The organism is Streptomyces sp. NPDC006691 (assembly GCF_042869955.1).
Taxonomy (GTDB): domain Bacteria; phylum Actinomycetota; class Actinomycetes; order Streptomycetales; family Streptomycetaceae; genus Streptomyces.
This window is the reverse complement of record NZ_JBIAGW010000012.1, coordinates 73518-98073: the sequence shown is the minus strand read 5'-3', so window position 1 is coordinate 98073 and position 24556 is coordinate 73518. Positions and strand designations below refer to the sequence as shown.

General features: G+C 70.7%; 19 protein-coding genes. 13 read left to right on the top strand and 6 right to left on the bottom strand.

The window, feature by feature from the left end; genetic code table 11:
- The first annotated feature begins 27 nt into the window (after window positions 1-27).
- The 3 genes from ACFYNP_RS24885 to ACFYNP_RS24875 all read left to right on the top strand — a co-directional run bounded on the left by ACFYNP_RS24885 (window position 28) and on the right by ACFYNP_RS24875 (window position 1790).
- Window positions 28-474, top strand: coding sequence for a TIGR03618 family F420-dependent PPOX class oxidoreductase (locus tag ACFYNP_RS24885; RefSeq protein WP_388788267.1), 447 nt, complete (start codon window positions 28-30; stop codon window positions 472-474).
- A 235-nt stretch (window positions 475-709) separates the two neighbouring features.
- The gene (locus ACFYNP_RS24880; protein ID WP_388788265.1) at window positions 710-1162 is read left to right on the top strand and encodes a hypothetical protein; all 453 of its coding nucleotides are present in this window, start codon (window positions 710-712) and stop codon (window positions 1160-1162) included.
- A 262-nt stretch (window positions 1163-1424) separates the two neighbouring features.
- Complete coding sequence (locus ACFYNP_RS24875) at window positions 1425-1790, top strand: VOC family protein (RefSeq protein ID WP_388408757.1); 366 nt, start codon at window positions 1425-1427, stop codon at window positions 1788-1790.
- Between the two features lie 54 nt (window positions 1791-1844).
- Here ACFYNP_RS24875 and ACFYNP_RS24870 read toward each other — a convergent pair whose 3' ends face one another.
- Genes ACFYNP_RS24870 through ACFYNP_RS24860 form a run of 3 tightly spaced genes read right to left on the bottom strand, consistent with a single transcriptional unit; the run spans window position 1845 to window position 6524 of the window.
- Complete coding sequence (locus ACFYNP_RS24870; protein ID WP_388408754.1) at window positions 1845-3404, bottom strand: GMC family oxidoreductase; 1560 nt, start codon at window positions 3402-3404, stop codon at window positions 1845-1847.
- Window positions 3405-3433: 29 nt separating this feature from the next.
- Window positions 3434-5002, bottom strand: coding sequence for an APC family permease (locus ACFYNP_RS24865; RefSeq protein ID WP_388408751.1), 1569 nt, complete (start codon window positions 5000-5002; stop codon window positions 3434-3436).
- 52 nt (window positions 5003-5054) lie between these two features.
- Window positions 5055-6524 (bottom strand): aldehyde dehydrogenase family protein, encoded by a 1470-nt coding sequence (locus ACFYNP_RS24860; RefSeq protein WP_388788570.1) that lies wholly within the window; start codon window positions 6522-6524, stop codon window positions 5055-5057.
- 574 nt (window positions 6525-7098) lie between these two features.
- On the opposite strand from ACFYNP_RS24860, the gene ACFYNP_RS24855 reads away from it, so the two are divergent.
- From ACFYNP_RS24855 to ACFYNP_RS24845, 3 genes are all read left to right on the top strand, one after another.
- Window positions 7099-7461, top strand: a complete 363-nt coding sequence (locus ACFYNP_RS24855; protein WP_388788262.1) for a hypothetical protein — start codon at window positions 7099-7101, stop codon at window positions 7459-7461.
- Between the two features lie 168 nt (window positions 7462-7629).
- Window positions 7630-10395 carry an AAA family ATPase gene (locus tag ACFYNP_RS24850; RefSeq protein WP_388788259.1) on the top strand — a complete coding sequence of 922 codons (2766 nt, stop codon included), beginning with the start codon at window positions 7630-7632 and terminating at the stop codon, window positions 10393-10395.
- A 278-nt stretch (window positions 10396-10673) separates the two neighbouring features.
- Entirely contained in the window at window positions 10674-11201 is a 528-nt protein-coding gene (locus ACFYNP_RS24845; protein ID WP_388408743.1) for a hypothetical protein, read from the top strand.
- A 519-nt stretch (window positions 11202-11720) separates the two neighbouring features.
- Here the strand turns inward: ACFYNP_RS24845 and ACFYNP_RS24840 are convergent.
- Together ACFYNP_RS24840 and ACFYNP_RS24835 are read right to left on the bottom strand one after the other, a co-directional pair.
- The gene (locus ACFYNP_RS24840; RefSeq protein ID WP_388788256.1) at window positions 11721-12725 is read right to left on the bottom strand and encodes a hypothetical protein; all 1005 of its coding nucleotides are present in this window, start codon (window positions 12723-12725) and stop codon (window positions 11721-11723) included.
- Window positions 12726-13018: 293 nt separating this feature from the next.
- Window positions 13019-13687, bottom strand: coding sequence for a hypothetical protein (locus ACFYNP_RS24835; protein ID WP_388788253.1), 669 nt, complete (start codon window positions 13685-13687; stop codon window positions 13019-13021).
- 231 nt (window positions 13688-13918) lie between these two features.
- On the opposite strand from ACFYNP_RS24835, the gene ACFYNP_RS24830 reads away from it, so the two are divergent.
- From ACFYNP_RS24830 to ACFYNP_RS24820, 3 genes are all read left to right on the top strand, one after another.
- Window positions 13919-14740, top strand: coding sequence for an SDR family NAD(P)-dependent oxidoreductase (locus tag ACFYNP_RS24830; protein ID WP_388788250.1), 822 nt, complete (start codon window positions 13919-13921; stop codon window positions 14738-14740).
- Window positions 14741-14794: 54 nt separating this feature from the next.
- Complete coding sequence (locus tag ACFYNP_RS24825; protein ID WP_388788247.1) at window positions 14795-15454, top strand: class I SAM-dependent methyltransferase; 660 nt, start codon at window positions 14795-14797, stop codon at window positions 15452-15454.
- 79 nt (window positions 15455-15533) lie between these two features.
- Entirely contained in the window at window positions 15534-16280 is a 747-nt protein-coding gene (locus ACFYNP_RS24820) for an NUDIX domain-containing protein (protein ID WP_388788245.1), read from the top strand.
- A gap of 335 nt (window positions 16281-16615) precedes the next feature.
- Here the strand turns inward: ACFYNP_RS24820 and ACFYNP_RS24815 are convergent, their stop codons facing one another.
- On the bottom strand, window positions 16616-17518 hold the full coding sequence (locus ACFYNP_RS24815; protein ID WP_388788242.1) for an alpha/beta hydrolase: 903 nt from the start codon (window positions 17516-17518) through the stop codon (window positions 16616-16618).
- 44 nt (window positions 17519-17562) lie between these two features.
- Between ACFYNP_RS24815 and ACFYNP_RS24810 the strand changes: the two genes are divergently transcribed.
- The 4 genes from ACFYNP_RS24810 (at window position 17563) to fabF (ending at window position 24546) form a co-directional block, all read left to right on the top strand.
- Window positions 17563-18036, top strand: a complete 474-nt coding sequence (locus ACFYNP_RS24810) for a MarR family winged helix-turn-helix transcriptional regulator (RefSeq protein ID WP_388788239.1) — start codon at window positions 17563-17565, stop codon at window positions 18034-18036.
- Window positions 18037-18644: 608 nt separating this feature from the next.
- On the top strand, window positions 18645-21560 hold the full coding sequence (locus tag ACFYNP_RS24805) for an aldehyde dehydrogenase family protein (RefSeq protein WP_388788237.1): 2916 nt from the start codon (window positions 18645-18647) through the stop codon (window positions 21558-21560).
- Window positions 21557-23287, top strand: a complete 1731-nt coding sequence (locus ACFYNP_RS24800) for a thiamine pyrophosphate-binding protein (protein WP_388788235.1) — start codon at window positions 21557-21559, stop codon at window positions 23285-23287. The genes ACFYNP_RS24805 and ACFYNP_RS24800 overlap by 4 nt, the downstream gene beginning before the upstream one ends.
- On the top strand, window positions 23284-24546 hold the full coding sequence (gene fabF, locus ACFYNP_RS24795; RefSeq protein ID WP_388408717.1) for a beta-ketoacyl-ACP synthase II: 1263 nt from the start codon (window positions 23284-23286) through the stop codon (window positions 24544-24546). Before ACFYNP_RS24800 ends, fabF begins: the two co-directional genes overlap by 4 nt.
- Window positions 24547-24556: the final 10 nt, after the last annotated feature.

Below are 24556 nucleotides of genomic sequence, written 5' to 3'. Positions count from 1 at the left end.
GCCGGTCGTGGTGGGTAGCCTCCCCGGATGACTGTGACATTCGACGACGCCGTCCGTGCTCGGCTGCGAGCCCCCAACATCTGGTACGTCGGCACCGTGTTCGCCGACGGGGCACCGCAGGTCAGCCCGATGTGGGTGGATCTGGAAGGTGAGGGGGAGCTGGCGTTCAACACCTCGGTGGGCCGGGTGAAGGAGGAGAACCTGCGCCGGGATCCCCGCGTCTACCTGTCACACGCGGACGCCGACGACCCCTTCGACCGCGTGCAGATCAGCGGTGTGGTGGCCCGCTTCATCACCGGCCAGGAAGCGCACGAGCGGATGGACGGGCTGGCCCGCAAGTACCTGGGCAGCGACGGCTTCGAGTGGATCATGCCGGGAGAGGAGCGGGTCGCGGTCGTCGTGCGTCCGGTCAAGGTGCGGCACATCGTCGGGGTGGAGCGATTCCGGCCCGGCGGGCCCCGCCCCGCTCGGTGAGGTCGCATCCGCCGTGGGGAGGACCCCAACTCGCCTTTGCAGCAACCCATGTGGCCGCGCCGGGGCGGACCGGTCGGACAGTGTCCGGCCGGGTTTGTCGTAGGTGTGTAACGGAGCGGGCCGGGTGCAACGGGCCGGTCCATCGGTCCATCTGGACAGGCGGCAAGGCGCGCTGGGCGCCTTCGCGAAGGGGCGGGATCTCACCACGCGGTGGAGATCCATGGAAGGGAAGTCCATGACCAGGACGAAGAAGACCGACCGGACCGGAATGAAGACGCGGGGCGGCCGGCTGGCCGTGATCGGCGCGCTGGGGATCGCCACCGGGGCCCTGGGCCTGTCCTCCGTGACTCTGGCAGCCGCGCCGGCGTCCGCCAAGGGTGCCGTGGAGATCACGGCGCCGCACACGGCCCAGGTCGGCAAGACCATCACGGTCAAGGCGAGCGGCGGTGACGACAGCGCGGGGTACCTGCATCAGCTGTGCGTCGAGGAGAACGGCTTCGGCGAGGGGTGGCACCAGGAGACGTGCAGCGCCGCGGCCAAGGGCGAAGCGCGCGTCACCGCGCAGGGCACGTCCGCGCGCAGTGGCACGCTGCGCTTCCGGGCGGTGCTGTACGGCCTTACCAGCGCGCACGACCAGCATCCCGTGCGTCTGCACTCCTCCGACGTGGTGACGGTACGCGTCCGCTGATCAGCGAACGCGCCGCAAGTGGCGCGGCCGTGGACAGCGCGTGGGAACGCTGCCCGCGGCCGCGTACGGCGGACCTCACCGCTTGCCGCGGATCCTGGCGGACGGGGCAAGCGGTGAACGCGGTGCGGAGGACGACGTCGGCGGCCAGGACGGGGACCGCCTGGTCCGGGCGGGTGGCCGGGGCTGGTGCGGCTCGGGGGCGGGGCGTGGGGTAGCTTTCTGGTCCCTGGGGTGGGGTTTGGGCTGGGATCGTGGAGGCAGTGTGTTCAAGCGTCTTCTGCCTGTTTTACCGGTAGTTGATCTGGAGGCCGAGGTGGGCTTCTATTCCGCGCTGGGGTTCACGGCCGAAATCACGTATTCCGGTTTCACGTCCCTGCGGTGCGGGCCCGTTCTGTTCGGGGTGCACAAGCCGCAGAGCTCGGAATATCACGTGCCGCCGTGGGATCTGGCCTGGCAGATCGAGGTGGTTGACGTCCATGCGGTGCACGACCTGGCGCTGCGGCGCGGACTCGCGGTCCTGAAGGGTCCCGAGCCGCACGCGGCCGGGTTCTGGACGGTGCAGCTCAGGACGCCGAACGGCTACCTCCTCACCCTGGAAGGGCCGCCTCCCACGCCTGGCCGGCGCTGAGGTCGGCCGCTGGTGCGCCGGTGCGGCGTGCTCGTGGGGCGCGGCCGACACTGCTTACCGCTGAGCGTCCTCCTTCAGCATGTCCGCGCACTTCTCCCCGATCATCATCGTCGTGATGCACGGATTCACGGTGACGAGGTCCGGCATGGCCGAGCCGTCGGCGACCCGCAGGCCCTCGATGCCCTTGACCCGCAGCCGGGCGTCCAGCGGGGCGCTCCGGTCGTCGTCCGCGCCCATCTTCACGGTGCAGGACGGGTGATAGACGGTGTTGTGCGTCGTGGCGATGTAGTCGAGCAGTTCGTCGTCGGTCTGCACATCGGGCCCCGGCGCGAGCTCGGCCCCCGCCCACGGAGCGAGCGCGGGCTGGGCCGCGATCCGGCGGCCGAGCCGCAGCCCGTACGTCATCACCCGGACGTCGTGCTCGTCCGTGAAGTACCGCGGGTCGACGCGCGGCTTGTCGCGGAAGTCGCGCGTCCGCAGCCGTACCGTGCCGCGCGAGCGGGCGCGGGTCACGTTGGGCGTGAGGCAGAACGCGTTCTCGCTGGTCGGGTAGCCACGCCGGTACGTGTTCATGTCGAACGGCATCGAGCCGTAGTGGAACATCAGGTCGGGCCGGTCGAGGCCGGGGACCGTGTCGACGAAGATGCCGATCTCCCACCACTGCTGCGACGTGGTCACCATGGGCTGTTTGGCCTCCCACATGATGACGCCCTCGGGGTGGTCCTGGAGGTTCTCGCCCACGCCGGGGGCGTCCAGGACCACGTCCACACCCACCTCGCGGAGATGATCGGCCGGCCCGATGCCCGAGAGCATCAGGAGCTTGGGCGTATCGATCGCTCCGCAACTGACGATCGTCTCGCGCCGCGCGGTGACCGTACGGGAGTGGACCAGATCCGGATCCAGGTAGGCGGCGCCCGTACAGCGCCGGTCGGCGTCGATCAGGAGGCGCTTGGCCCGCACTCCGGTGCGCACCTCAAGGTTCGGGCGCTTGCCGAGCACGGGATGCAGATACGCGACGGAGGCCGACTGGCGCATGTTGTTCTCGTCGGAGTTGATCTGGAACCAGCCCGCGCCCCGCAGAACCGTCGTACCGGTGTTGAAGGTGGCCGTGGGGATGGCCGCCTGCGCGCAGGCCTTGAGGACGGCGCTGCCGCACGGGTCGTTGGGCTGGACGGTACGGATCTTGACGGGGCCGGTGCGGCCGTGGTGGTCGCCGGGCCCGTCGTTGGTCTCCAGGCGCCGGTACAGCGGGAAGACGTCGGCCGCGCCCCAGCCCGAACAGCCCGCCGCCTCCCAGGCGTTGAGGTCCTCGGCGGGCGCCCAGAAGGCGATGCAGGAGTTGTGCGAGGAGCAGCCGCCGAGGACCCGGGCGCGGGCGTGCCGCATGAAGCTGTTGCCGTGCGCCTGTGGCTCGACGGGGTAGTCCCAGTCGTAGCCGGATTCCAGCAGGCCCATCCAGCGTTCCAGGCGCAGGACGTTGTCGTCCCCGACATCGCTCGGCCCCGCTTCCAGAAGGCAGACCGTGACCGACGGGTCCTCGCTCAGGCGGGCGGCGACCACACATCCGGCGGTGCCGCCGCCGACCACCACATAGTCGAACTCGTCCACGTCCACTCCTTCTCGGTACGGTCTGGCGTGTGCTGCTACGGGGCGCCGTGGCCCATGGGCCCGGAGGGGCCCGCCGCCGAGTGCTCGGCGAGCACGCCGGTCTGCTTGCGCTGGACGAACCAGTAGTAGAGGAAGCCGCCGACGCCGACGACGCCCACGAACAGGACGCCGCCCCAGCGCAGGTACCAGTGCTGCGGTCCGGTGGCGTTGTAGACGGCGGCGCGCGGCCACAGCAGGTTGACGGTCATGGCGGCGCCCCAGAGCACGGCCAGGATGTTGATCGGGATCCCCAGCCGGCCCAGCGAGAAGCGGCCGGGAGCCGGCGTCCAGTTGCCGCGCAGCCGCTGGACCAGCAGGGGGAGCGTCACCAGCAGGTACGCGATGTAGATCATCACGATGGCGATGCTGGTGACGACGGAGAAGATCTGCGGCTGGTTGATGTTCACGACCAGGATGACGATGGCCACGAACCCGATCAGACACGTGGCGAGCACGGGTGTCTGGAACCTCGGGCTGATCCGGGCCAGTTTCGAGCCGCCCGGCAGATTGTTGTCCCGGGCCATCGCGAACGCGAGCCGAAGCCCCGCCGTCTGCACCGACAGCGCGCACACGGTGATGGCGATGACGACGCACCACAGCACGACCACGCCGACGGTGTTGCCGAGCGCGGCCTTCACCACGTACTGGAGTCCGTCCACGGACAGCTCTTTCGCGTGCAGGTCGGGGGCGGCGAGCAGCGCGAAGAGGAGGATCAGCCCGCCGAGGAGGAAGGAGGCGATGAGCGCGCGCAGGATGGCGCGCGGCGCGTTGCGGGACGGGTCCACGGACTCCTCGCCCAGCGAGGACGCCGTGTCGAAGCCGTACATCACATACGCCGAAGCCAGTGAAGCGGTCAGGAACGCGCCGAAGTAGCCGAGCGACTGCCCCTGTCCGTAGCCGCCGGTCTCGACGATGGCGCTCGGGCCGCGGGTGATGTGCGCGGCCAGCAGCACGATGAGGACGACGGCCGCGACCAGCTCGATGAAGACGCCGCCGGAGTTGATGGTGGCCATCAGCTTGACGCCGAACGCGTTGACGAGGGTGGTGAAGAGGATCAGGATCGTGCCGAGCAGAACCGCGTTGGCGGCCTTGTCGTACTTGCCCGTGCCATCACCGATCACCTGGAAGATGCTGGAGATCTGAGGAAGCGTCAGCTGATAGGCGAGGGCCACGGCGGCCAGCGACACCATCGTCGCGACCGTCATCATCCAGCCCGCGAGCCAGCCGACATGGGGACCGCCGGAGTGCTTGGACCAGTTGTAGACCGAGCCCGCGACGGGGAAGCGGGCGGCGAGTTCGCAGAAGCACAGGGCCACCATCAGCTGGCCGAGGAAGACCATCGGCCAGGACCACCAGTAGGCCGGACCGCCGAAGCTGACGCCGAAGTAGAACAGCTGGAACGTGCCGGTCAGGATGGAGATGTAGCTGATGCCGGCGGCGAAGGTGTGGAAGTTGCCGAGCGTCCGCTTGAGGCCGGGCTTGTAGCCCAGCTCGGTGAGCGCCGCGTCTTGGTCGGAGGACGCGCTCTTGGCCGGTTCGTCCGGGCCGGGCCGGGTGTCCGCCATGACAGGTCTCCTCGTTCCGTACGGGCAGGCAGGGGCAACGGGCCGGGGCCGGTCAGTCGAACCAGCGCTGCGGCTCGGGCGCGGTGTTGCGCCAGATGTGCTTGGCCTCGCTGTATTCCGCGAGTCCGGCGGGGCCCAGTTCGCGGCCCACCCCGGACTGCTTCATGCCGCCCCACTCGGCCTGCGGGACATAGGGGTGGAAGTCGTTGATCCAGACCGTGCCGACCCTCAGGCCGGCGGCCACCCGGTGCGCCCGGCTCTGGTCCGTGGTCCACACGGCGCCCGCCAAGCCGTAGACGGTGTCGTTGGCGAGCGCCACGGCCTCCGCCTCGCCCCGGAACCGCTCGACGGTCACGACCGGGCCGAACGATTCGTCCTGGATGACGGACATCTGCGGGGTGCACTCGTCGAGGATGGTGGGCGGGTAGTAGAAGCCGTCCGCGAGCGCCGGGTCGTCGGGCCGGGCGCCGCCGAGCCGCAGCACGGCGCCTTCGGCGACACCCGCGGCCACGTACGCCTCCACCTTGTCGCGGTGCGCGGCCGAGATGAGGGGGCCGGTGCGGGCGTGCTCGTCGAAGGGGCCGCCCATCCGGATCTGCCCGGCGCGTGCGGCGAGTTCGTGGACGAAGCGGTCGTGCAACTCGTCCTCGACCAGCAGCCGGGCTCCGGCCGAGCAGACCTGGCCCGAGTGCAGGAAGACGGCCATGAGCGCGTAGTCGACGGCGGTGTCGAAGTCCGCGTCGGCGAAGACGATGTTGGGGTTCTTGCCGCCGAGTTCGAGGGCCACCTTCTTCACGGTCGCGGCGGCGGCCGCCATGATGCTCCGGCCGGTGGCCAGGCCTCCGGTGAAGGAGACCAGATCGACCCGCTCGTCGGTGGTCAGCGGCGCGCCGACCACCGCTCCGGAGCCGAGTACCAGGTTGGCGGCCCCGTCCGGAAGCCCGGCCTCCTGGAGGAGCCGCATCAGCATGATCGCGGTGTGCGGTGTCAGTTCGCTCGGCTTGAGGACGAAGGTGTTGCCCGCGCCGAGCGCGGGTGCGACCTTCCACGCGGTCTGTAGCAGCGGGTAGTTCCAGGGTGTGATGAGGGAGCAGACACCGACCGGCTCATGGACGACGCGGCTGTCGACGGTCGGGTTGCCCGTGTCGACGACCCGGTCCGTGCCGCCGGCCGCGACGAGGTTGCCGAAGTAGCGGAAGCAGTTCGCGATGTCGTCCATGTCGTACTCGGACTCCACCAGGCGCTTGCCGGTGTCGAGCGACTCCGCCCGTGCGAAGTCGGCCTTGTCTCGTACGAGGAGGTCGGCGACGCGGAGCAGCAGCGCCGCGCGCTCCGCGACGGGCGTGCGCGGCCACGGACCGCGGTCGAACGCGTCCCGCGCGGCGGCCACGGCGGCCGCAGCGTCCTGTGGGCCGGCCTCGTCCACCTGGGCGACCAGGGTGCCGTCCGCGGGACATCTGATGTCCCGCTTGCGCCCTTCCGCAGCCGCCGTCCACCGGCCGGCGATGAACAGCTCGGGCATGGCAATCCTCCAGGTCAGGACGTACGGGGCGATCGTCACGAGCACACTGGCCGGTGCGGGGTGCCCCGTCTTCACGACGGACAGTCGACCTGCCACACGTAACACGCCCCGGGCCGGTCCGCACGGGAGCCCGACGACACCGAGGGCGCGGGCCGTCATCCAGCGGCCGGTGCCGCGACGTCCGTACGAGTACGTGCTCGGCCGCCGCCCGGGTCCGGAGCGACGTGCCGCGCGCATCAGTCTCAGTTCTGCGCGCGCAGGTGCTCGGTGAGGACCGCCCGGACTTGCGCGAAGCCCCCGTCGGCCGGGACGAGCCACTCCCGGTCGTCCCCGTCCTTGTGTGCCTGCTCGCTGCTGAAGCGGATCTGATCGGGGCGCGGGACGAAATCGACCGTCAGGCGTCGGCATCGTCGACGGGCGGATGGAAGGCGAAGGTGCACCGGAGGCCGACCGCTTCGCTCGCTTCGCTCGACACATGTCCCTCGACTCGTGCCCGCCAACGTCACGAAGTGGGAACGTCAGTTCCGCACAGGCCTGTTCAGATGTCTCCCGGCTCCCTTACCGTGAGAGTCCCATGAACCACACCCGTACCACTGTCATCGTGCTCGCCGCCGCGGGGCTGCTCCTCGCGGGCTGCTCAAGCAGCGACCCGGCACCCGCCAAGACCCCCGGAGCCGCCGGCTCGGGCTCACCCTGCGCGGGCAAGAAATGGCCCCAGGCCGTCCCGGCGGTCACTGGTATGCCGCTCGCCGACGCCGTGGCCGACCCGCTTCTCTGCTTCCACATCACCGAGGCGGTCGCGCCCGACGGGCACGATGCCCTTCAGGACCCCGTCGACGACACCGACTGGGTCATCACGGGATCGAAGCCCGGCGCAGGCACCGCCGTCACCCAGGACCAGCCGGTCACGCTGACCATCAGCAACCCCAACAACTGACGCCGTGTCGGAACGAGTTGGGCACGGCTGGTGTCGTGCGGCCCGACGGGGGCCGATCGCGGGAGCGGCGTCCGAGACCGTGCGCGGTCCGTTCTCGGACAACCCGCTCCACCGGTACCCGCCCGTCCGTAGCATGTGAAGGCAGCGGGGAAGGCTGTCTGGGGAGACATGCGAATCGTCGGACGAGAATCGGAGTGCGCCCACCTGACCGCGCTGTTGGACGAGGCGCGCGCGGGCCGAGGCCGCAGCATCGTGTTGCGCGGCGAGCCGGGCATCGGCAAGACAGCCCTCCTGGACTACCTCGCCGAGCAGGCGCAAGGATGCACCGTCGTGCGGGCGGTCGGCGTCGAGTTCGAGTCGGAACTGGCGTTGGCGTCGTTGAGCGAGCTGATCGGGCCGCTCTCCCCGGTGGTGGGGGGCCTTCCGGCGTACTACGCCGACGCGCTGACGCTCCTGATACCGCAGAAGCCGGACGACACCGCGGGGTCACCACGCACTTCGGCCGACCGGCACGCCATCTACGCCGCGACCCTCGCGCTGCTCACCGCAGCCGCCGCCCGCCGCCCGCTGCTGTGCCTGATCGACGACGCGCACTGGGTCGACGACGCTTCGGCGGCAGCCCTGCTGTTCACCGCACGCCGGTTGCTCGCCGATTCCGTGCTGATCGTGTTCGCGACGAGAGAGGTCCCCGGGTTCGAGGCGCCCGGCATCGAGACGCTGCACCTGGAGGGCCTGAGCGAACAGGCCGGCCTGGAACTGCTGGCCCGCAGCGGGAACGTGTCGCCCCTGGCCGGCGCGCGTCTGGCAGCGCTGACCATGGGCAACCCGCTCGCGCTCATCGAGCTGCCCCGGGTGCTGCCGCTGGAGTCGGCGGACGGCCTCAGCGAACTGCTCGAACCGCTGCCGACGACGAAGCTGCTGCAACGGGCCTTCGCCGCGTCCCTGGTGACGATGTCGGACCGGCAGCGGCAGGCCCTGCTGGTGTGCGCGGCGGCGGGGAGCGCGGACATGGAGGTGGTGGCGCGGGCGCTGGGAGCGCTCGGGCTCGACCTCGTGGCGCTGGACGAGGGCGCCGTCAGCGGTCTGGTGCGGATCACCGGACGGACGGTGACCTACCGCCACCCGTTGATCAGGTCGGCCGTCTACTCGCAGGCCGGGCCGGGTGAACGGTGGCAGGTGCACGCCGCGCTCGCCGATGCGTGCACCTCGCCGAAGGACGCGGACCGCAGGGCCTGGCATCTCGCCTGCGCGACGGTCGGGCCGGACGAACAGGTCGCGGTGGCGCTGGTGGAAACCGCCGACCGGGCCCGACGGAACGGCGGGATCGTCGCGCAGGCCGCCGCCCTGGAACGCGCCGCCGAACTGACCGGTGAGGCAAGGCGCCGAGCCAAGCGGATGTGCGCCGCTGCGACGATCTGGTCGGCCGCCGGGGCGCTGGACCACTCCGAGGCGCTGCTGGACCAGGCGGAGGCACTCGCGGGCGACGACATCACCGCACGCATCGAGGTGTTGGGGGAGCGTGCCTACCATGCCGTGCTGCGCGGACGCACCGGCGACATCTTCGACGTGCTGGTCGCGGAGGCCGCCGGCGCCGGACCGCAGGACCGCCTGGCGGCCGGCCGGATCCTGAGCCTGGCCATGAACGCGCCGCTGGCCAGGTGGGACGTCACGGCGACCCTGGAGGTCTGCGCGAAGGTGATGGCGCTGACCGCTCCGGACGGTCACCCCAACCCCGGCTTCCCCAAGGGTGCCGTACGGATGGCGCTGGCGCAGGTGCTCGCCGGGCAGGCGGCCGGCGCCGCGCTGGCCCGGGACTGTGTCGCGGTCTGCGAGCGGCTCGTGCCGAACGGGGCGTGTGCCGAACTGGCCGAAGTGCTGACGTACATCGAGGAGTACGCCCTGGCACGTCGTATGGTCGAGCGCGATGTCACCGCGGCCCGAGCGGTCGGCGACATCGCGCTCCTCGGCTACGGCCTGCGGCGGCGGGCTCAGCTGGAGCTCCGCCTCGGCCGGCCGCTCACGGCCTACTCCGACGCGCTGGAGTGTGCCGGCATCGCCGACGCGATGGCACAGCCGACCACCATCGCTGCTTCCCGCGCGACGCTCGCCCTGGTCACCGCGGTCCTCGGCCGCGCGGACGACTGCGCGACGTATGCCGAGGAAGCGTTGCGACTGTGCCCGGACGACGACCTGGAGACCGAGGTACGGGTCCGGTACGCACGGGGTCTCGTGGCGCTGGCCGGCGGCAGGACGGCCGACGCCGTCGACGAACTCGGCCGGGCGGACAACGCGTTGAGTGCCGTCGTAGAACCGGGCGTCGTGCCCGTCGCCGCCGATCTGGCCGAGGCGCTCATCCGCGTCGGCCGGCCCGCGGAGGCGCAGCGGGTACTGGACCACCTCGACGCCGGAGTCGAGACGACGGGTCGCTCGGCCCGACGGGCGGCGGCCCTGCGAAGCCGGGCGCTGCTGGCCCGTGGTGCCGCCGCGGGGCCTTTGTTCGCCACGGCGTTGAAGGCGCACGAGGACGTGGACGAACCGTTGGAGCGGGCCAGAACACTGCTCTGCCAAGGCCAGTGGCTGCGCCGGTCCAGAAGGCGGCAGGACGCGTACGCGCCGCTCGCGGCGGCGCTGGAGATCTTCGAGTCGGCGGAGTCGACGCTGTGGGCCCAGCAGGCCCGCCACGAACTGTCGGTGCTGGGCCTGCGGAGCCTGCCCCGTGCCGAGCGTCCGGGGCTCGGCGTGCTCACGCCGCAGGAGTGGCGGATCGCCTGGGCGGCGGCGCAGGGGCGGACGAGCCGGGAGATCGCGGCCGAAGTCCTGCTGTCCGTACGCACGGTGGACTACCACCTGGGGAATGTCTACCGGAAGCTCGGGGTGTCCTCCCGCCGGGCACTGATCCGCCAGCTGGGCGGATCAGGAGAACTACCGGCCTGACGCCGGATCATCACAGAGGCCGCGGCTGCCAGCAGGTAGGCACGGCCCCTTCCCGCTGTTCAGGGGCCGTCCTTATTACCTGGTAGCTCTACGGATTCGCGGCGCATGGCCGGTCGACATACTGGATTCCATCGATCGGCAAGGGCACGCACCACGGGGGGACCGGCGGGCCGGCACCAGCTCGGTGCACGATGCCCGATGCCGACGTGAGAGAACCGGAGATCGAGATGCGCTTCGCGCAACGACTACGTCTCGCCACATTCGCAGAGGGGAATTCAATGAGGACACGTAACATCACGGGCCGGGCAGCGGTTTCTGCCGCAGCCGTTCTCGCCGTCGTCCTGGGATCGGCGGGCATGGCCAACGCCGCCGGCACGGCCTCGCCGGCCGCCTCGGCGCACAGGGCTTCCTCGGCCCACGAGAGCCCGGCGGCTACGGGGGCGACGCTGACCGAAGCGTCGATCACGTTCTTCACCCTGGACGACAACAAGGACCACGACACACTGCTGACCGTTCAGGTCCTGGACGGCAGCAGCAGGGTGGCGGCTTCGGCGACCGGCTTCTTCGGGGAGTTCAAAGACGGGTCGTCCCACCCCGTTCCTTTGAAGCTACGACCTGGATTCACCTGGGACGCTTTACAGACGGGCCACTTGCGGCTCAACATCCAGCCCCACGGTGACGACACGTGGAAGTTCGGCTACGAACTGGACCTGAGCTTCTCCGACGGGGACTTCGCGCCCACCGTCGAAAGCCGTCTGTCCCTGAGCGAGGACAACAAGACGCTCCTCGACGCGCTGCAATTCTGATCCGAACCCGGCTCGCAGCATCAATGGCCTCCCCGGCCCGAGCCCGATGAGCAGTTCCTCCGCCTCGGAAGAGGGGGAGGAGCTGCTCACTGCGGTGAGCCGGGAACGGGTGCCAGCCTGTGATCACCCTTCAACACCTTTATGACCGGGGCGAGTTGCGCCATGGCCGGTTGCGTTTCTTTGTCTGGCCTCGCACGCAGCGCCATGGCTCCCCTTGCCTGCCCGGGGCCTGGTCTGACCCTTGCCCGACGCGGGTTGCCCCGGCGTCCCAGGTCCCCAGCGCCGGTGCGGTGGGCTCGCAGCCCGATACCGCCCCGCCGGGCCGGCCACGACGCCGGCCTCGATGTCGGCCAGGTTCCGTCACGCCGATTCGGGCCTGACGGCGGGCCGAGCGAACGGCGCCGCCCCCTGTTGCTGGGGCGGCGCCGTTGTCGTTCTGGCGCGTCGGGTCGTGGGTGCCGAGAATCCCGGCGCGATCGGGGGAGAGCCTGGTGCCGCCCGGCATCCGCCGCTTGGTGGTCAGTCGGGTCGGCGCTCGGGGCCGCCGAAGTCAGGGCCGCCGAAGTCAGGGCTGCTGAAGTCAGGGCTGGTGAAGTGGGGGCCGGTGCGACCGGGCCGGTCCTCCGGCAGGCCGTCTTCGTCAGGGTGCGGGGCATCGGGCCCACGGTGGGCGGCGGGGCTGAGGTGGTCGGGATGACGGCTCATCGGTTCGCCCTCGTCCGGCCTGGTGGGGGAGGCAGGGCGGGCGTAGCCGGCTGTGGGGACCCGGCGGAGCGGACGCTGTGGGGCAAACGGGTCTGGGTCAGCCAAGGTGTCCCGAAGGAGCGGGTAGATCCCCCGCTCCAACAGCGCGTGACGCCAAGCCTCGCGGGCACGCGCGACCTCTTGGCTCCGCTCGTCGCCGACGTCCTCCTCGGCAGCCACCTGCGTGGGTCCGTTCCGTAGTGCGGTGAAGAGCAGTCCGATCGCTGCGGCCAGGATCGCGGCCGTGGTCAGCGACGCAAAGACCCATCCGGTGGTCAGCACCGTGCCGGCGAAGGACGGCTCCGGCTTGAACATCTTCAGGACGTAGCCCACGAGCAGGAAGATCGCGGCCGCGGCTCCACAGAGCACAGGAGCGAGCACGGCGATGACGCCGCCGAGGCCTCCTCTCGAAGCGGCCGCCGTGACCCGGTCCGGAGTCGCTGCCGCCAGGGGCGACAGCTCGACGGCGAGGTCGGATTCCGGAGCCGCTGCCTCGGCCCTCAACTCCTCGCGCACCGCTACGTAGTGCGCGTACTCGCCCTCCGCGCTCGCGATGACCGACGAGCCGGCGGAGAGCACGATCGTACGCAACTGCTCGATGTTGAGTCGTTGGCCGACGTCGGACAGCTCGGGCCGCTCGGACGAGGTGAGCAGCGCTGTGTCCAGGATGCGCTCGAACTCCCGCTGGTCTTCGGGCAGTAGGCGCGGGCTGCGGGGGACTCGACGATCCCAGCCCGGCGATTTCAGGCGGTCGGACGGACGGCCCCGGTCGGCGTCCATCGCCCTGAACGGCGGCACGGGAGCGGCCGGCGGAAGGCCTCCGTCGTTGTCCTCCCCCCTCGACGGCGGTGTGACAGGGACCGTCGGCGGTGTCTCCTCAGCCGGGCTTGTCTCCTGGAGCTGGGGCACGCTCCTGGGTGCGGATGGTCGCGCGCGGATGCCCAGGAGCGAGGTGAGCACACGACGGCCGAGGGGAAGGCCTCGCTGCAATGTGACGGCGGCCGGTCGGCCACCGACCTCTCCGGGGGCGCCGAGCACCGCCGCAACAACCCTTCGGGTCACGCCAGTCCGCGTCATCGGGCCGCCCCGTCCCCGCCGGCGGACGGCCCTGGACGCGGAAGGGGCGATGCCGGACGGGCATGGCCACCGGGTGTTCGGTCCGGGGCGCGAAGGGTGTGGGGCGACTGCCCGGCCGCTCGCGCTTCGTCGGACCCGGTGGCCGGCCGGCTGCCGGAATCGCCCGCTCCGGGCTGCCCTTCCCCACGGCCCGTGAAAGCGGCGGTCACCACCCCGGATGTCAGGGGCCCCTCGGGCCCGGGAGGAACGGCCTGGGCCGGGTGTGCGGGCCAGGGAACCGCGCCGAGCGGCACGGGGAACCGAGGCCCCTCCTCCGTACCCGTACCCGCGCTCGGACCCGGGCCCAGCGCCGTCTGCTGCGATTCGGTGACGAGCTCGCTCACCGACTGGATGCGTCCGAGCTGGGTCAGGATCACAGGGGCGGAGATCCCCACGACGAAGGCCGCGTACGCGCCGCTGATCTGCCCGGTGGTACCGAGGAGCACGGCGGCGCCGGCGCCCAACACAGCGTGCACGATCGCGGCCACGGGATCGGCGACCGGGTCGAAGTACCCCTGGAACGCGGGTGAACCCGCTTCCGTCCCGCCGGGCAGCGCCCGATGGACGCGACGGTCCGACTGCCACTCCAGGAACCGGTTGTACGCCTCGATGAGCCCCCGGAGCATGCCTCCCCCCGCCCCTAACAGGATCAGTGTCGGCACATCCACGATTCCCCCGCATTCCGGACGGCACGGCCCCCACCTCTGGAACCGGCCCTACGAGCCTAGAGGCCGACGCGCTCCCGGCGGAAGAAGCCGGTCAACTTCACGGCCCGCGCCTCGGCGCCGAGTGGCCCGGCCGGTGATCCCCCTACGATCGGAAGTTCGTTGTGGATGAGGACGGAAGGATGAACCGGCGTGACGGACGGGCGAGTTGTGATAGTGACCGGTGGAGGAACGGGCATCGGGGCGGCCACCGCCCGGCTGCTGCGTGAGGGCGGGGACCGCGTGATCGTCTCGGGACGGCGGGCCGAACCGCTGGAACGCCTGGAACGGGAGACGGGAGTGCTGGCGCACCCGTCCGACGTGGGCGATCCGGAGGCCGCCGAGAGCCTCGTCCGCGCAGCCTTGGGCGCATACGGGCGACTTGACGGCCTGGTGCTCAATGCGGGCATCGGGCGCGGCGGAGCGGTCGGCGATCTGTCGCTCGCGGACTGGGACGAGGTGATGCGCACGAACGTCACCGGTCCGCTCCTGCTCCTGCGCGCGGCGATTCCGCATCTACTGGAGGCGCGCGGTTCCGTGGTCGCCGTCGCGTCGGTGTCCGCCCTGCGCAACGGCGCGAGCAATGCGGCATACGCCACGTCCAAGGCAGCCCTGCTACAGCTGTGCCGTTCGCTCGCCGTCGACTACGGACGTCAGGGACTGCGTGCCAACACCGTGTGTCCCAGCTGGGTGCGGAGCGAGATGGCCGACCGGCGCATGGCGCGGTTCGCCGTGGAGGCGGAGCTGGGGGACCGCGGTGTGGAGTCCGGGTACGACGAGGCGACGAGGATCCTGCCCATGGGACGGCCGGGCGATCCGCGTGAAGTCGCGGAGGCGATCTGCTGGTTGCTCTCTCCAGCGGCGTCCTACGTCAATGGCGCGGTGCTCACCGTCGACGGCGGGGCCACCGCGCTCGATCCCGGCACGCTCGCGTTCGACTTCCAGATCGTGCCACGTGCCACCGAGGAAGGCTGACCCCTGTCCGATCGACGGCCCGCACCATCGACGGCGTTCACTGGAGTCGCCCGCATGCCTGAGCACCCATACCTCGCCGCCGTCCGCGAGTCGTACGACACCGTCGCCTCCGAGTACGTCGCCCGGGTCAAGGCTCCGTCGGAGCTGGATCCGCTGTCCCGGGGAATGTTGAACGTGTTCGCGGAGGTGGTGCGTACGGCCGGGCTGGGGCCCGTCGCCGACCTCGGCTGTGGGCCCGGCAAGGTCACGGCCTACCTCGCCGAACGGCACGTACCCGCGTTCGGGATGGACCTGTCACCCGCCATGGTCGAGCTGGCACGCAGGGCCCACCCGGAGCTGTCGTTCAGCGTCGGATCGATGACCGCGCTCCCGATCGCGGACGACGGTCTCGGCGGCATCCTCGCCTACTACTCCACCCATCACACTCCGCCGGCGCTGCTCCCCGTGGTGTTCGGCGAGTTCCACCGAACGCTCGCACCGGGCGCCTGCTTGATGCTGGCCGGTCACGTGGGCGCCGACCAACACCTGCGTCCCACCCAGGCGTACGGCGGTCATCCGGTGTCCTACGAGTCCTATCTGCTGCCGCCCGACCGGATCGCCGAAGCGCTGAACCAGGCCGGGCTCGTCCTCACCGCACGGCTGGTCGAAGAGCCCGCGGAAGGGGCACAGCGGACTTTTGCCACCTTCCTTGCACGGAAGCCCGAACGGCCCTGACGTGGTGAGCCGTGGAACGCGCCCTTCTACGATGCACCGGTGGCCCGGTGGCCCGGTGGCCCGGTGGCCCGGTGGCCCGGTGACCACCACGCAGCGCGCCACCGGAGTCGACCTCTTCGGTGTCGAGCGGATCGACCTCAGGGAGGTCGCGGCGCCGGTGTTGTCACCCCGCGACGAGTCGGCCCGGGACCGGGTATGGGAAGCGGCCGTCCAGTCCACCCCGGCCCTCTTCGACGGGCCCGTGGTGGCGTGCGCGGGACTGGAGCGGACCGGCCCGCACACGCTGCGCCTGTCCTGGGCCCGGGTGACCTATCGGCACTACGCGTTGCGCCGGGTTCCCGGGGCGTCCGCGTTGCCGTCGCTGTTCGTGAACGTGGTTCAACCGGTCGATGACGGCCGTGTGGCGGCGGTGAGAATGGCGCCCGCTACCGCGGCTCCTGGACGCTGGCAGCTGCCCGGGGGCTCCGTTGAGCCGCCCCCGGCCGGCACGACGCTGGACGAGGAGGCGCTGGCCGGGCAGGCGGCACGTGAGCTGGCCGAGGAGCTGGGGATCGAGGCGGCTCCGCGGGAGTTGCGGCGCTGGGCCGTGACCCGGGGGGAGAACGGCAGTGTGGGGCTGACTCATGTCGCCCCGGCTCTGTCGGAGGCGGCGCTGCGAGAGGGGTTCGCCACCGCTGCGGAAGCCGAGCGGGCCCGGGGCCGGGAGCCGGAACTCGATGGAGTGGCACTGGTGCGCTCGCCGGGCGAGCTGAAGGGCTTGAGCGGCCCGCACGCGGACTATCTGGAGCCGGTGATCGGCCGGTACGCGAGTCAGCGAGCGGGTTGACCCGGCCCCGCGTCCGGCGCGGGACCCGCTCGACCAGGACGGCTCCCAGCATGGGGGGCGCGAAGCCCGCACCGCATCCACTGCCCGCGACAGCGGACAGATCCCCCAGCGGGTCATCGACGGCGGGGACCGGAAACAGGGTGCTCTGGTCGGCACGGTGGTGCCGTTGGCGCGCGAGTACCGCCGCCAACTCCTGCTTCGGGGTGGCGACTTCCTCGGGGCGAGCCGCAAGGCCAGGTCGCTCGTCGAAGGTGGTCCGCCACGCGCGGGGCCACGAGGGGCCACGCGCCTCGGGATGTCGGCGCCGGGACGCCGTGGCCGTGGCTCAGCGGCCGTCAGGGGGTGCGGAGATGTTGAGTGAGGAAGAGCGCCGCGCGGTCGAGTGCCTCGTCGGCTTCGTCGAGGGGGCCGCCGGCGAAGGCCTGGAAGACGTGGGGAGCGTCGGCGGTGATGTCGAGAATGACGTCCACTCCCGCCTTCTGGGCCCGGGCGGCGAAGCGGGTGGAATCGTCCAGCAGGATCTCATTCGTGCCCACCTGGACCAGGACCGGGGGGAGTCCGGTCAGGTCGGCGTGGACGGCCGGGCTGAGCAGGGGCTGGGCGGGGTCCTGGCCCGCGAGGTACATGGCTCCGGTGCGCTGCACGGCAGCTCGGGTGAAGATCGGGTCGATGCCTTCCTTGGACGTCATGCTCTCGCCCGTGCGGGTGGCGTCGAGACCGGGGGAGAAGACGACGATCGCCGCGGGCAGCGGCAGGCCCGCGTCACGGGCGGCGAGGGCGGTGGTGACGGAATAGCCGCCGCCGGCGGAGTCCCCGGCGAAGGCGATGGCCGAGGCGTCCAGGCCGCTGTCGAGAAGGGCGCGGTAGGCCCGCAGGTTGTCCTCAAGGCCGGCCGGGAACGGGTGCTCGGGGGCCAGTCGGTAGTCCACCGAGTACGAGCCGAACCCGGTCCTTGAGACGAGTTGCGCGGTCAGACACAGCGCCGTCTCGGGGGAGCCGAAGACGAAACCGCCGCCGTGGAAATAAAGGATCGTGCCCGGACGCGCGCCGACGTCCGGTTCGACGTGCAGGGCGGGGCGGCCGCCGAGCGCCGACTGGGTGGTGCGGACGTCGCCCGGCACGATCATCTGGGCCATGAGCGCCCGGAATCCGGCGCGTAGCTCCTCGACCGAAGGCTCCCCGTCGGGGCGGGGCCGACGGAGCATCGCGTCGATCTTGGCGAGCTGTTCCTTGCTCATCCGTACCTTCTCTCACCGATGTACCTTCCTCTACACTATATGCCATGGCATATAAAAACTCGGATGGCGCCGCTGAGCTGCACGGATTCTTCTCCGATCTCGTTCGCTGCGAGACGCGCCTCTACAACGCGCTCAACGATCGCCTGCGCCGGCAGCACGGCCTCGTCACCTCGCAGTTCGAGTTCCTGCGCTTCCTGCGCGAGCACCCCGGCTCCCGAGTCGCCGACCTGGCCGCCGAGTTCGCGATCGGCGTCGGCGCGACCAGCAAGGGCGTCGACCGTCTGGAGAACCAGGGGTGGATCGTCCGCCAGGCCAACCCCGCCGACCGCAGGTCCTCCCTGCTGGCCCTCAGCGACGAGGGCTCCCGACTGCTCGCCGCGGCCGAGGAGACCTTCACGGTGACCCTGCGCGGGCTGCTCGGGGGCGCACTCGACGAGTCCGGGGCGGCGGCGGGCCGGGCCCTGTCCCGGCTGCGCCTCGCGCTGGAACGTGAGCAGATCGGCACCCCGGCGGGCTGAATCCCGCGCCCTGCCCGACTGTCGGGGAATGCCCGTTCCGGCGCCGCCCGGGGCCGAAGTTCGCGGAGGTGGATTGCGGGGAGGTGTACTGCTCCGCTCAACTTGCTTTCCGGAGCGTGTAGTTGTTCGAAGAATGGGGGATGGCCAGAGCTTTTCGTTGATGCCCGCCGCCCCTCCTCGTCGCGGGCCGTTCCGGGTGGGTGAGGCCGGCGGATGGCGGCTGCCGCGATTCTCCCTCTCCCGATGGCCGGGATCCGCACCGCACGGCTCGAAACGGGCGTCTGAGTACGTGGTTACGCACTCCACGACGTGCGAGGTCGGTACTCGGCGGGGGCCGTTGTTTGCTGGTGCGCGAACAAGACGGCTGCCCGGAATTAGGCGGCGATAAATGGCCATGCGGTATAACTCTTCCGTCACTGCGCTCTCAACGACCCCACGCGTGTCGTGGGCTGCCTTTGCCGTGCTCGACACCGTTCGGCAGGTATGGCATAGTCGTTTCGGATTCATCTTCTTTAAGCAGAAGAAGACGGCATGCTCGATTTTGGTTTCAGGGACGTGCACATCCCGGAAGATGAACAGAACCCCCCCCCGGCGCTAAGGAGCACGAGTTGCCCATTTCCAGGCGCTTGATCTCGCCCGAGGGGCATATCTGGAAGACGGAAGAAATTCTGGCCCGTATCTCGGGAGCCACCGAGTTTTTTGCGCGACGCGGCATAGTGGCCGGCTCACGGGTCATGATGAGCGGGGCCAATTCTCGCGAATGGGTCGTCAATTTGCTCGCGCTCGTCCACCTTGATGCCTCGGTGGTCCTGGCCGATCACCGTGCCGCCCCGGCGCAGCGCTCGCAGATCCGTGCGCAGGCGCGCGTGACGCTGGAAGTCGGCGACGGTCCGGGCGATGCCTCCCCGTCACAGCCCGCTGGGGACCGCGAGGCCCCAACGTCACAGCTCGCCCGCGCTCGCGAGGCCCCAACGTCACAGCTCGCCCGCGCTCGCGAGGCCTCAACGGCACGGCCCGCTTCAGGCACGGCGGCCGGGCCCGGTGTGACGGCCTGGGCGCGGCGCCGGGACGCCGCGATCTCATGGTCGTCGGGTACGACGGGCAGCCCGAAGGCAATCGTCCGCTCCGGACGCTCGATCCTCGACAATCTCGCACTCAGCGCGGAACGGATGGAGTACCGGACCGACGACGTCTTCCTGCCCGTCCTGCCGTACTCCCATCAGTACGGTCTGTCGCTGGTCCTCTGCTGGTGGCTGGGCGGGGGCACGCTCGTCGTCTACGGGCCGACCACGCGCCTGGACCGCGTACTTGAGGTGGGCATCGACCACGGCCTGTCCGTCGTCGACGGAGCCCCCTCGACCTATCACACCCTGCTCAACCTGCTGGACCGCCGACCCCCTCTCGTAACCGCGCTGAAGGGCGTTCGGGCCTGGTGCGTGGGCGGTGCCCCGCTGGGGCGCGGTCTGGCGGCCCGGTTTCATGCCCGTACGGGAGAACACCTGCTCGACGGCTACGGCGCGACCGAGGTGGGAAACATCGCGCTGGCCTCCCGCGCCGACCCGGTGGGGTGCGGCACACCACTGCCCGGCGTGATCGTCGAAGTCCATGACGACCACGGCAGGCCCCTCCCTCCTGGCCGGCTCGGCGAACTCGTCGTGCGCAGTGGCGGCCTGATGACCGGTCACCTGGACGATCACGGTGAGATCATTCCGGTTCCGGGCCCCGTTCACCGCACCGGCGACATCGGTCTGCTCGACGATGCCGGGCGCGTCTTCCCGGTCGGGCGCAAGCACGCCGTGCATCGCGACGGCCACACCCTCTACCCCGACCACCTAGCCGCGCGGGCCGAGTCCGCCGGCGCGCAGACGGAGGTCGTCGCTGTCCCCGACGCGCGTCTGGGCTCCCGCCTGGTGTTCGTGATCGCGGACCCGGACGTACACGAGCCTGGTCACTGGAAACGGGTCCTGCGCGCCGTGCTCGCCCGCTACGAACAGCCCGACCACATCGTGGTGCTTCCCGCGCTGCCGCTCACGAGCTCGGGAAAGCCCAACCTGGCCGTTCTGGAGAAGATCGCCATGACTTCGCTGTCCGCGTCGTACGACACGTCCACCGCCGCTTCCACCGACACGTCCACCGACCTGTCCACGGCCGGATCCACCGACACGTCCACCGACTCGGCATCGTCCGAGGCGGCCGACGCACCCCCCGACTTATCCGTGTCCGAATCAGCCACGGGCTTATCCGTGTCCACCGCGACCGGCGCCCCCACCGGGCTGTCCACGGTGGGATCGACCGTTCGTGCGAACGAATACCGCATTCCCTTCGCCGGCCGCGTCGACGCGGTGCGTGCCGTGCGCCGCCATGTGGCCGAGAACGAGGACGCGGTGATGGCGATCCTCACCGAAATCTCGCCGCACCGCACCGCGCGTGCGGAGCTCCATGCGTTTCTCGCCACGCTCGACGGCGCCGAGGAGGAGATCCGCAGGGGCCGACCCGGGAGTCTGCCTCTGGCCGCCGTCTTCATGCCCTCCAACATTCCGCTGTATTCCTACGCGCTCTATTTGCTCGTGGCCTCCCTTTACAGCGACCGAATCGTCTTCCGGCCGTCTTCCGAGACGAAAAGTCAAATGCTGCGCCTGCACGCCCTGCTGGCGCCGGTTCACGGATTGCCCATCGAGATGTACGAACTCAGCCAGCGCAAGTTCGTGACGGGACCGGTCCGTGAGGCGGACCTCATCGTCTTCACCGGAAAGTACTCCAATGCCGAGGTCATCCGCGAAGGACTGGCGGAAGACCAACTCTTCCTCTTCTTCGGACACGGCATCAACCCCTTCGTGATCGCACCCGACGCCGATCTCGCCCACGCCGCACAAGACGTCACGACGATCCGGCTCTACAACTCGGGCCAGGACTGCTTCGGCCCTGACGTCGTGTTCGCGCCGAAAGGCCGCAGCGAAGAATTCCTCCGCCTGTTGTCCGCCGAACTCGCTTCGCTGCGCTTCGGGCCGAACGACGACCCCGACGTCGACTACGGTCCGATCTGCTACGACTCGGCGCTGGTGAACTGCTCGGACTACCTGGTGCGGCACGCGCGTCACATCCGGCACGGCGGACGCATCGACCTGCCGTCCCGCAGGATCGAGCCGACCGTGCTGCTGTGGGGCTTCGACGACAAGATCCCTCTCGACGAGATGTTCGCGCCCGTGTTCAACGTCGTGTCCTACCCCAGTGCGAGGCTGTTGCGCGAGCGCCTGGCGAGCCCCTACTTCAGCGAACGCGCGCTGGGAGCGATGGTCTACGGGAACGACCCGGAGACCGTGCGGGTCCTGTCCCAACGCCACCACACCTGTGTCAACCACACCCTGCTCGACGCCGAGGACGGCAACCGCCCGTTCGGCGGATTCGGGCTGAGGGCCAACTACATCTCCTACGGCGGCGATCGGCACGCCGAACCGCTGCTCATGTCGCAGGCAGTGGCGCGGAACCTCCCGGCGGATCCCGGTGCCGCGGCGGGTGAGAAGTGACCCGAGCGAGCAAGCGGTATGCCGGAGCCTGGTCCGCGATCGTCGACCTGCTCGTGGCGAACGGGGTCGACACCTGTTTCGGACTGCCCGGCGACGACCTGGACTTGCTGTGCGCCTTCGACGCCGCCGGCCTGGACCTCGTGCCGTGCCGGGACCAGCGCAACGCGATGCACATGGCGACCGGCTACGCGTTGCAGTCGGGCCGGCTCGCCGTCTGCGTGCTGGGCAAGGGGCCGGCCGTCACGCACGCGGCCACCGGTCTGCTGGAGGCGCGCGAGTCGGGTGCGCCGGTCCTCGTGCTCGCCGCCGGTGCGCCCGAACAGCGCCGGGGGAGCGGGGGGTTCCAGGAACTCGACCAAGTCGCCGTGACAGCGCCCCTGGTGCGCTGGGCACACCGGGTGGGCCACCCCGACCGGGTCGTCCCCGCGACGGTGACGGCGCTGACCCGAGCGATGGGGCCGCCGCCCGGACCGGTGTACCTGGAGCTGCCGGACGACGTCCGCACGGCTGAGATCACGGTCCGCGGCAATGTCCCAACTCTGCCTGAAACACTGCTCCTTGACCCAAGCTCCGTGACGCCGGGCCCGGCGCTGGCGGCGCTCCGCGCGAGCAGTCGTCCAGTGGTGCTGGTGGGCGGCGGAATGCGGCACCGCAACGAGGCCAGCGCGGTCGAGCGGTTCGCCGAACGCCTGGGCGCGGCGCTGTTCACCACCGCGTCCGGCCGAGGAGCCGTCGACGAGAACCATCCGCTGTTCTGCGGCGTGGCAGGCCTCTATGCCGCCGCCCCCGCCCGTGAGTTGTGGTCGTCCTGCGACCTGGTGGTGTCGCTCGCCGGACGGCTGGAGGAGACGGTCGTCGAAGGCGGCACGCCCTGGCCCCCGGTCACCGTGGTGCAGGTCAACATCGACCCGGGCGGACTGTCGTCCGAGTTCTCCGGCCCGCGCGTCATCGGCGACGCCCGGCACGCCGTGCTCGGCTGGACCCGGGCGCTCGGCGATGACCTCGGGGCCGGGCACACGGACGCGGCCGGGCGCTGGAAGAAGAACGTCACGGACGCGACCGGGCAGTGGCGGAACGAGATCGCGGATGCCCGCAAGGCCATGTCGCTCGCGGTCGAGGAAGAGTTGGCCGGTGCCGCGACACTGCCGGGAATCCGCATCGCCGAGTTGCTCGCCGCGCTCGATGCCACTGCCGCCGAGCGGCACGTCCTCGTCCAGGAGAACGGGCTCCAGGACATGTGGTCCTACTGCTTCCCCTTCCACATCGGCGGCGGATCCATCGTGCCGTCCGAGCAGACCCCGTTGGGCTTCGGGGCCGCCGCGGCCATCGGGGTCAAGCAGGCCGCCCCGGACCACGACGTCACCGCGTTCATCGGGGACGGCGCCTTCCTCGCGGCCCGCGCCGACATCGCCGTCACCGCACCGTCCCACGGCGGCGTCCTCTACGTCGTGCTGTGCAACGGAGGCTACGGCTGGCTCGACGCCCAGCGCGCCCGCCTCGGCCTCGACGCCGAGCGCTATCCCTTCACCCGGCCGGGCGCGCCGCCGCCCGCGGTGGACGGGCCGGACATCCACTACCGAGTGCTGCGCGACAAAACCACGCTCACCGAGGAGGTCGTCGCCGCACGCCGGTTCTGTTCCCGGGGAGGCACGGCCGTGCTCATGGTGCCCGTAGCCCCCGACGACATCCCTCCGTGCGTCAGCGAAGCCGAGGTGGTTCCCCAGTGACAGCGGCAACGGAGCGAGGTGACGCCCGGCGCCGGGTCATGGTCACCGGGTACGGCGCGGTAACGCCGCTGGGCCACAGCGTCGGCGAGACGTGGACGGCGATGCTGGCCGGCCGCAGCGGCATCGACACCGTGGACGCGATCGACGTGACCGACCTCGGCGTCCGCATCGGCGGCCAGGTCCGCGGATTCGACCCCAGCCGCTACATGCCCCGGACGGTCAGCCGACGCGCCGACCCGTACGCGCAGTACGCCCTCGCCGCGGCGCTGGAAGCCTGCGAACACGCCGGACTCGTCGTCGACGAACAGCTGGCACCACGGGCCGCCGTGATCATCGGGAGCGGGTACGGACCCGTGGGGTCCATCTACCGCGCCGCGAACATCCTGCGCGACAAGGGGCCGCGCGCCATCAGCCCCTTCACCCAGGTCACGACCGCCATGGACAGCGCGGCCGGCGAGATCACCATGCGGCTGGGCACCCAGGGTCCCAGCCGGGCCCAGAGCACGGCGTGCGCCAGCGGGGCGGACGCGGTGGGCGCGGGGATGCGCATGATCAGCCACGGCGAGGCCGACGTCGTTCTCGTCGGCGGCGCCGACGCCTGCGTCACCACCGTAGACCTCGCGGGCAGCGGCAACGCCCGGGCGCTGTCCAGACGCAACGACGACCCGACGGCGGCGTGCCGCCCCTTCGACGCGCACCGCGACGGGTTCGTGATGAGTGAGGGAGCCGCCGTGGTGGTCCTTGAGTCCGCCGAAGTGGCCGAGAGGCGGGGAGCAACGGCCCTGGCCGAACTCATCGGGTACGGAGCGAGCTCCGACGCCCATCACTGGACGGCCCCGCACCCGGAGGGACGGGGCGCCTGCCTCGCCGTCGAAGCGGCGCTGCGCGACGCGCGGATATCGGGACCGGACGTGGACTACGTCAACGCCCATGGAACCGGAACGCAGTTGAACGACGCCACCGAAGCGGCCGTCCTGCGCAAGGTACTGGGGGATCGCGTCGACCGGATCCCGGTCAGCTCGACCAAATCGATGACCGGGCACATGATCGGAGCCGCAGGCGCGGTCGAGCTGGTGGCCTCGATCCAAGTCCTGCGCACCGGTGACGTCCCGCCGACCGTCAACTGCGACGAACCGATCGACCCGGACATCAACTTCGTACCGCACCAGGCGCAGCACCACGACGGCGTACGGATCGCTCTCAGCAATTCGTTCGGCTTCGGTGGCCACAATGCCGTTCTCGTGGTCCGATCCGTATGAGGTCCCGGTC